At 43.3% G+C, this 7,075-nt stretch carries 11 protein-coding genes; 8 read left to right on the top strand and 3 right to left on the bottom strand.

The genetic code is table 11. The features are described 5' to 3' along the window. Window positions 1–19: 19 nt before the first annotated feature. Window positions 20–556 carry a hypothetical protein gene (locus RH85_RS12960; RefSeq protein WP_006712908.1) on the bottom strand — a complete coding sequence of 179 codons (537 nt, stop codon included), beginning with the start codon at window positions 554–556 and terminating at the stop codon, window positions 20–22. Between the two features lie 707 nt (window positions 557–1,263). Here RH85_RS12960 and RH85_RS12950 point away from each other — a divergent pair. The 6 genes from RH85_RS12950 (at window position 1,264) to RH85_RS12930 (ending at window position 5,141) form a co-directional block, all read left to right on the top strand. After that, a complete protein-coding gene (locus RH85_RS12950) occupies window positions 1,264–2,139 on the top strand; it encodes an IS5 family transposase (RefSeq protein WP_006712904.1) in 876 nt (291 codons plus the stop codon). 59 nt (window positions 2,140–2,198) lie between these two features. After that, on the top strand, window positions 2,199–2,573 hold the full coding sequence (locus RH85_RS12945; protein ID WP_006712903.1) for a hypothetical protein: 375 nt from the start codon (window positions 2,199–2,201) through the stop codon (window positions 2,571–2,573). Next, window positions 2,570–2,896: an IS66 family insertion sequence element accessory protein TnpB gene (gene tnpB / locus RH85_RS12940; protein ID WP_006712901.1), complete on the top strand. Its 327-nt coding sequence runs from the start codon at window positions 2,570–2,572 to the stop codon at window positions 2,894–2,896. Before RH85_RS12945 ends, tnpB begins: the two co-directional genes overlap by 4 nt. A 73-nt stretch (window positions 2,897–2,969) precedes the next feature. Next, window positions 2,970–3,158 (top strand): hypothetical protein, encoded by a 189-nt coding sequence (locus tag RH85_RS23480; RefSeq protein WP_241210400.1) that lies wholly within the window; start codon window positions 2,970–2,972, stop codon window positions 3,156–3,158. 27 nt (window positions 3,159–3,185) lie between these two features. Beyond that, complete coding sequence (tnpC, locus tag RH85_RS12935) at window positions 3,186–4,607, top strand: IS66 family transposase (protein WP_241210399.1); 1,422 nt, start codon at window positions 3,186–3,188, stop codon at window positions 4,605–4,607. Between the two features lie 231 nt (window positions 4,608–4,838). Further along, window positions 4,839–5,141, top strand: a complete 303-nt coding sequence (locus RH85_RS12930; RefSeq protein WP_006712894.1) for a hypothetical protein — start codon at window positions 4,839–4,841, stop codon at window positions 5,139–5,141. Here RH85_RS12930 and RH85_RS12925 read toward each other — a convergent pair. Beyond that, window positions 5,134–5,409, bottom strand: a complete 276-nt coding sequence (locus RH85_RS12925; protein ID WP_241210398.1) for a hypothetical protein — start codon at window positions 5,407–5,409, stop codon at window positions 5,134–5,136. The genes RH85_RS12930 and RH85_RS12925 overlap by 8 nt on opposite strands. A 90-nt stretch (window positions 5,410–5,499) precedes the next feature. Continuing rightward, complete coding sequence (locus tag RH85_RS22375) at window positions 5,500–5,652, bottom strand: Hok/Gef family protein (protein ID WP_005596367.1); 153 nt, start codon at window positions 5,650–5,652, stop codon at window positions 5,500–5,502. 714 nt (window positions 5,653–6,366) lie between these two features. Between RH85_RS22375 and RH85_RS23310 the strand changes: the two genes are divergently transcribed. Beyond that, window positions 6,367–6,627, top strand: coding sequence for a hypothetical protein (locus RH85_RS23310; protein ID WP_006712887.1), 261 nt, complete (start codon window positions 6,367–6,369; stop codon window positions 6,625–6,627). Between the two features lie 39 nt (window positions 6,628–6,666). Further along, window positions 6,667–7,075 (top strand): LPD25 domain-containing protein (locus tag RH85_RS23305; RefSeq protein WP_006712885.1); only part of this gene is annotated, 409 nt, incomplete at its 3' end.

Below are 7,075 nucleotides of genomic sequence, written 5' to 3'. Positions count from 1 at the left end.
AAGGTTTATGTATTAGAACTTAAGCACAAGGAGACTTGCCACCATACTCATGTATATATGGGTATTTAGGTTCCATTTTTAATAGGTGGTCAACAACACTCTTTTGATATTGAGTTAATTTTGAATATGCTTTACTAAACGCTAGTGGATAGGAGCACTTCATTTCATGAACAATATAATTAATATTCTCCATGCATTCTGATGGAGCTCTTGTTATTTTTTTCAAAATTGGTATTAACGTGCTTTTGTTGACTTCATTTGAAATTCTCAAGTTAAACATTTCAATTTCAAAGCTTTGAGCTAGTGATTCAGCACTTTTCCAAAATGTTTCACTTTCTGGAACTATAGGTATTTTGCAATCATAATTTCTATATTTTATCTCTCTAAAACCAGCAACAGTTTCAGCATCATATTTCCCACCACTTCCCATTGCATAATCAGATGGCTTGACATTTAATACACTGGAAGAAAGTGAAGAGGTACTATTTACATTTGTAGGTGAATTATAGTTAGCAATACTAGCCAAGCCATGTAAAGCTGCACTTAATAAATTCATTTGATCTCCTGGTTAACTTGCGTTTTAAATAATGTTTGTTTTTGATTTGCCATAGTGAAATGTCATGATTTGACATTTCAAAATCTTAAATTAGAACACTATAATTACTTTAATGCACTTCGAGCAGACTGATTCTTTTTCTATTCAAAGTTAAATAACCGACAGAACATTGCTTTATCGTTCGAATATAATCAAGCCTATAGTAATCGAAGTGCCATTTGATGAACTAACTAATTTGAACGATATCTTTCATATTCAATCTCGATCTGAAATGAAAGAGATTTAAAACAATCGGATGATTTTAAGGATCATGGTTGGATTATGGAGTTAGCTTATAGCGAGTTAAATCGTTATCGTATATCGCTTGTTCGTTGGAGTCATGACCGACACAATACACTACCAACAGAAACGATCGACCTTTCTAACACAGAGTTAGGATTGTAATCATATTTATGATGATTTGTTTGATTAATTTTCCCTGCTTGATTAAAACTTTCCGTTCTCATAATTCTTATTTTATAAATTTAAGAACAGCAAAATAAATCATCATCATCAAAAAAAAAAGTGATTTATTGTGACGATATAGGCTTGATGGGCTATGGCGGATGGCTTTGTTGGGCTTTGTTTCGGCTTTGTTGCGTAAATCGATGGAACCAAATCCAAAGCTTACGATCTGATCGGCTACATTCATCCAAGACTGTAGTCTCATGTCGAAACCTCGTTACAAAACATACAACTGGAAGCAATACAATCAAGCTCTCATTAACCGCGGCTCTCTGACGTTTTGGATTGACGAGGAAGCGATAAGAGAGTGGAAACAAGGCAAACAAAACAAGCGCGGGAGACCTCGTATTTTCAGTGATTTAGCCATCACAACCGCTTTGATGGTAAAGCGTATTTTTTCAATGCCACTTCGTGCTGCACAAGGGTTTATGGACTCTGTATTTCGACTTGCTCAACTTCCACTGCGCTGCCCACACTACAGTTGTATCAGTCGTCGAGCCAAAGACGTTAATGTGAGTTTCAAAACGAAAACCAAAGGACCGATTCAGCACCTTGCTATCGATGCAACAGGCCTTAAGGTCTATGGTGAAGGCGAATGGAAAGTCAAAAAACATGGCACGGATGGTAAACGTAGAGTGTGGCGAAAATTACACCTCGCAGTAGATACGAGTACACATGAAATTATTGCCGCAGAGTTAAGTTTATCAACGGTGACTGATGCTGAAGTGCTGCCTAATTTGCTTAAACAAACACGTCGGAAAATCCGTGATATATCAGGCGATGGTGCTTATGACACAAGGAATTGCCATAAGGCGATTCAAATTAAACGAGCGGTTGCGCTCATGCCGCCACGAGAGGGAGCTGCATTCTGGGAACGAGGTCATCCAAGAAACTTAGCGGTTGGTTGCCAAAAGCTATATGGTTCAAACAAGCATTGGAAAGAGCGCTATGGCTATCACAAACGCTCCCTATCAGAAACCGCTATGTATCGGGTGAAACAGTTGCTTGGTGGACGGTTAAGTCTAAGAAATTACAACGCACAAGTTGGTGAAACATACGGTGAGCTTACGGCTGCATAGCTCAACTTAATCAATCGGCTCTGATTTACTGAGTGCATACCCAACATGAGGAATGCACCATGCAAAACAAGGAAAAGCTAAATCAGGCTATTGCTGACTATGAGCACTGGCGACAAAACCGCACCAATAAACATGTCAGTATCCCTGATGAGCTACGACGCTTGGCTCTTGAACTGCTCGAAGAGTATCGGATTGGCCAGGTCACTAAAGCACTCAGGATCTGTTCTACCCAGATCAACGACTGGCGCAAGCAACTTCCGACTAAGCACCTAACACCCGATTTTGTTCCGCTACAAGTTGACCCCGATTTACAACACAAGTTAGATATGGACCTACAACTCATCCTGCCCAATTCAAGTCAGATCTGCATTAGTGGAGAGCTGCCTACTGACTTGCTGCGAGCTCTGATACAAGAAGCGGGAGAGCTCCGATGATTCACCTTACTGCGGATACCAAGATCCTACTTGCCATTAAACCAGCAGATTTCCGCTGTGGCATTGACGGGTTCGCAGCCCTATGTCGTCATCAACTAAAACAGGAACCTCGTAGCGGAACTCTATTTTTGTTTACCAACCGTCGAAAAACCATGCTAAGGGCGTTATGTTATGACGGCTCTGGCTTCTGGTTAATGAGTAAACGTCTGACTAAAGGCCGCTTCCAGGACTGGCCTCTTCATCACATGGAGGGGGTGACCCCTTTGGCCGCTAGGCAGCTGAAATCACTGCTGACTGGTCGCTCTGGCTGGCAAAAACTATGATTGTACGCACAGTTTTATCTATCGGATTATTGATCCTCACGATCTATTTGACCGATCATACTGTGGTGGAATAATGAACCCCATCAACAAAACAGCCCGAACGACAGGAAACAAGATGGCGCAAGACTTTACCGATATCGACAGTGAAGAGCTAGACGAACTTATCCAGCGAGTACAGGAGGCGAAGGAGTACGATCTAGCGCTGAGTCCGGAAGACTGCCTGATATTGCTGAAGGCATTAAAGACGCTGGCCGCTCTGTAAGAGCGTCTGTCTGATAACGATATCACCTTGCATAAGTTGCGTAAGCTGGTTGGTATGGTCAGGTCATCGGAGTCCATGGATACCCTGCTTGGTCAGAAAAACACGAAGAACAAAAAGCGCGGTCAAAAACGCCCTAAACCTAAAGTCACCAAACTAAACTCGCCAGTAAAACCGAAGGTAATTCAGCATACATTGGATAGCCTAAATAAAGGCGAACTCTGCCCTGAATGTCAGCAAGGTAAGCTGTATAAGTACGAACCTGCCACTTTGTTACGGATCACTGGGCAAAGCCCATTCGTACCGGATCAGCATATTATGGAACGATTGCGCTGCAATGCTTGTGGAGAATACTTTACGGCTAAGCTGCCTGATAAGGTGATTGAGGATGGTGAGCCGGGTCAGAAATATGGTTACAGTGCTCGCAGTCTAATGGCATTGCACAAGTTTTTTGCCGGTGCCCCTTACCACCGTCAGGAAAGCACTCAGGCATTGATGGGGGTTAAACTAACCGCCTCAACCATCTTTGACCAAACCGAGTTGGTCGCCAATAGCCTACAGCCAATTTATAACTTGTTAAGAGTTTTTGCGGCAGACGCAGAGCATTACTACCTAGATGACACGAGTAACAGGATCTTAGACAAGCTCCCGATTGAAAAACCACAGCGAAATGGTACAAAAACTCGGGAGCGGAGTGGCGTTTACAGCTCCGGCTTAGTTGCCAGCTTAAAAGACGGGCGCAATATCGTGTTGTATCAAACCAACATAGGTCATGCAGGCGAGTTCATTGACGAGATTTTAAGCAAGCGAGACAAGGTCCTTGCTCCGCCAATACTGATGAGTGATGCCTTATCTAGCAACCGTCCGTATCTCGATTACGAGGTAAAACATTGTCTGTGCAATAGTCACGGACGACGGCAATTTGCAGATGTTCTCCACCAGTTCCCAGAAGAGGTGGAGCAGGTATTAAAGTGGTACGGGGAAATCTGGCGACAAGATGATGAAGCCGGAGAGCGGGGTCTAAACGCTGAGAAACGATTGGCCTGGCACCATAAGTTATCACTTCCGGTGATGGAGCAGATCCGAGACTGGGGCGAGGCTGAACTTGAAAGTGGTAATGTTGAAGAAAACAGCAGTCTTGGTAAAGCTATTAATTACTTCAGTAAACACTATGAAGGGTTGATGGGTTTCTGTCGGGTTGAAGGAGCGAAGCTGGACAATAACCGGGCGGAGCAGGCACTGAAACTGGTTGCTAGAAACCGCAAGAATGCGATGTTCCATAAGACACAGGCTGGCGCGAGTATAGCTGATGTGATAATGACGATGATAGCAACATCGGCAGAAGCTGGTGTCAATGTGCTGGATTACTTCAATACGATACAGCGGATGCAAAGTGAGGTTAAGGCGGCGCCACAGCAGTTCTTACCCTGGAATTACCAATCTAATACCTAATCAACACAGGCTCTTGCTTCGGCTAGAGCCACCTTTACATGCTTATGTAAGCTAACCTCCCGTAAGCTCACAAAGTATTGTGAAAGTAGCTCATTGAGATCTGCTCTTTCATTATGGTCAACTCGCTTTGGACAATAGCGAGTTATCTAGCGATCATGTGGCGTGTGATCACCAAGCGAACACATGGTTAATTGACGCTCTACTAGATGGGTTATCACCTATAGGTGTATGATGTGCATCAATTTGCTTGTTGAGGTGTTGCTATTGGAATTTGACGATTGGGTTTGTCTTGAGGCTGGCGAGGATGATTATGTCATCGAACGCTTTGAGGTCAGAGTGAAAGGGAAAAAGCCGCTTGTGTTTAATAAGCCAAGTTATTCCAAGCTCTTGTTTGTTACCCAGCAATATCTAAATATCAAATTAGAACCTGCCAAACAATTCATCCGTGAATCTGTGCTCGATACACCTGACCCGTTGAGTTTTGATGAATACTGGCGGATGCGTGAAGTCCTCGAAAAGCACCTTGCTAAATAGCGTCATGCCATTTGCTGGATTGGCCTAATGTGATGCGTGTTAACTCTTTACCCATCAGGTCGGTTATCTCGATTTTATAGGCGTTTGCTGGCGCTGTCGCTTTAGCTGAACATTTAGCCGCTGGTAAGCCTTTCATAAAAACAACTTCCTTACTTAACTCGTTCTCTTCTACATCTTTGAAAATGATCTGAAATGCCGCCATTGCTTCCTTACCTTTTTTATCACCTGCAGTGATAACGGCGAAAGGTCTAGGACTTTTCGCCGTCATAACTATCACAACACAAACATGGGTGCTTATGGCCGTCACAAACAAAACTAAATCAAGGTGGGGATTCGGAATCCCCACCTTGTTCAGCTACTATCTCGATTCGTAGGCAAGTGTCGCCGAAATTACCGAGTTTCCATCCCTGAATTGAAGCTCACAAAGTGAGTCTCTTACCATCCATGTGAAACACAAAATCGTTAAACAAATAACGGTTAAGCCCAATAGGGCAGTTTTATTTCTTGGCATACTCTTGCCTCCTTGATTTGAATCTCAATAGAGGCTAAGATTTGTCTTGCATAGAACATCTCTAAACCTCGTTAGTTTTAAACAACTTTCGGGGTTTTTTGATATTTACCGTCCGCAAAAACTTGGAATTGCTTTCGGTAAATCACCAAAAGCACCCTGCGCCATTCTAGTGCCTTTCTGCTCTACGCTCTATCTTTTTGTTTCTTCAACAATTCCATTTGATTATTACCTAATCGCTTTAAGCATTGGGCGTTACCGCTAAAGCGGTCGGGCTTTTCGGCTTCGCCTCGTGTCGATAACTTAACTCAATACGAGCTGGCTTATACCAGGTTCATGCTTCACTTGGCATTAGCCGGCTCTGTTCGTTTAAGTTCCTGCCACACAATCCCTAACGCAACTACGCTATGCGCCTGAAGCGGCGCGCTTCGCTAGAGCATTCCCACTCCTGCGGAGTACTCACAAAGCATTTCACTTTCTTCTGATAAGTGCTTGTAATCGCGGCTTGCCGTCTCATGTGCCATGTCGTTCATCCTATGTCTATGCGTGAGTTGTTCACCCCCGTTCTCGCGTCTTCCTGTAACCATCCTCAAATCAGCTCCTTATCTGCAAGGGTATATAAACGCTTCGCGCCCTTGCAGATAAGAACCATGTTTGAGGAGTGGACAGTCAGGCGAAAACGAAGATGAAAACTCACTAAACATAGGAATCACTGCCATGACACACTCAACTGCAATCCACTCAACAATCACTAATCAGCAGCAAGCGACCAGCGTATCCCCGCTGGAGCAGTCAGGCTCTTCCAAATCTGAAATCCTCAAGAGCTTTAAAGCCGGTAAACTTCGCAAGAACGCGAAAAATAAAATCGCTTTGTTGTTGTCAGTAGCGACCAAAATCGTGCTGAAAACTCAATCTATGGGGATGGATGATTGCTGGAATAACAACGAGCCAAAAGTCGTAGACGTGGATTTTTTCTGAAAGTGGTACGAGGCAGAATACCGCGATCTAGAAATCTATATGAATGTGTTTGATGGTGTTCTAACTAAAGTGCGTTTTTCAGATTGTCCTTACCATTTTTCTAATGACATTGTTTTAACGTTTGATGCTATCGAGTGCGAAGAAAGCAAAGCGGAAGCCGTAGAGCTAGAAACGATTGAGCCTGTTGAGCTGGCAACCATTGAATCATTCAATGATTTTGAAGAAGAAAAAGTGATCGAAAAAATAGAGGTGGTTTGGAGTGAGTCAAATCATTTCGAGGACGGCGAGATCTTAACGCTGGCGCAATACAACGAAAAATCAATCATGGAAGCGTTAGAGATTGGACGTGGGCAAGGTTACGCAAAAACTAAAATCACCGTTCATTTTCAAGGTGAAGAAGCCGACACAATGCGCCATGATATTGATGCGGATTACCCAACGTTAAACG

This window comes from Vibrio ichthyoenteri ATCC 700023, from assembly GCF_000222605.1.
Classification (GTDB): domain Bacteria; phylum Pseudomonadota; class Gammaproteobacteria; order Enterobacterales; family Vibrionaceae; genus Vibrio; species Vibrio ichthyoenteri.
Note: the sequence above shows the minus strand (reverse complement) of the source record. Positions and strands in the feature narration are given on the sequence as shown.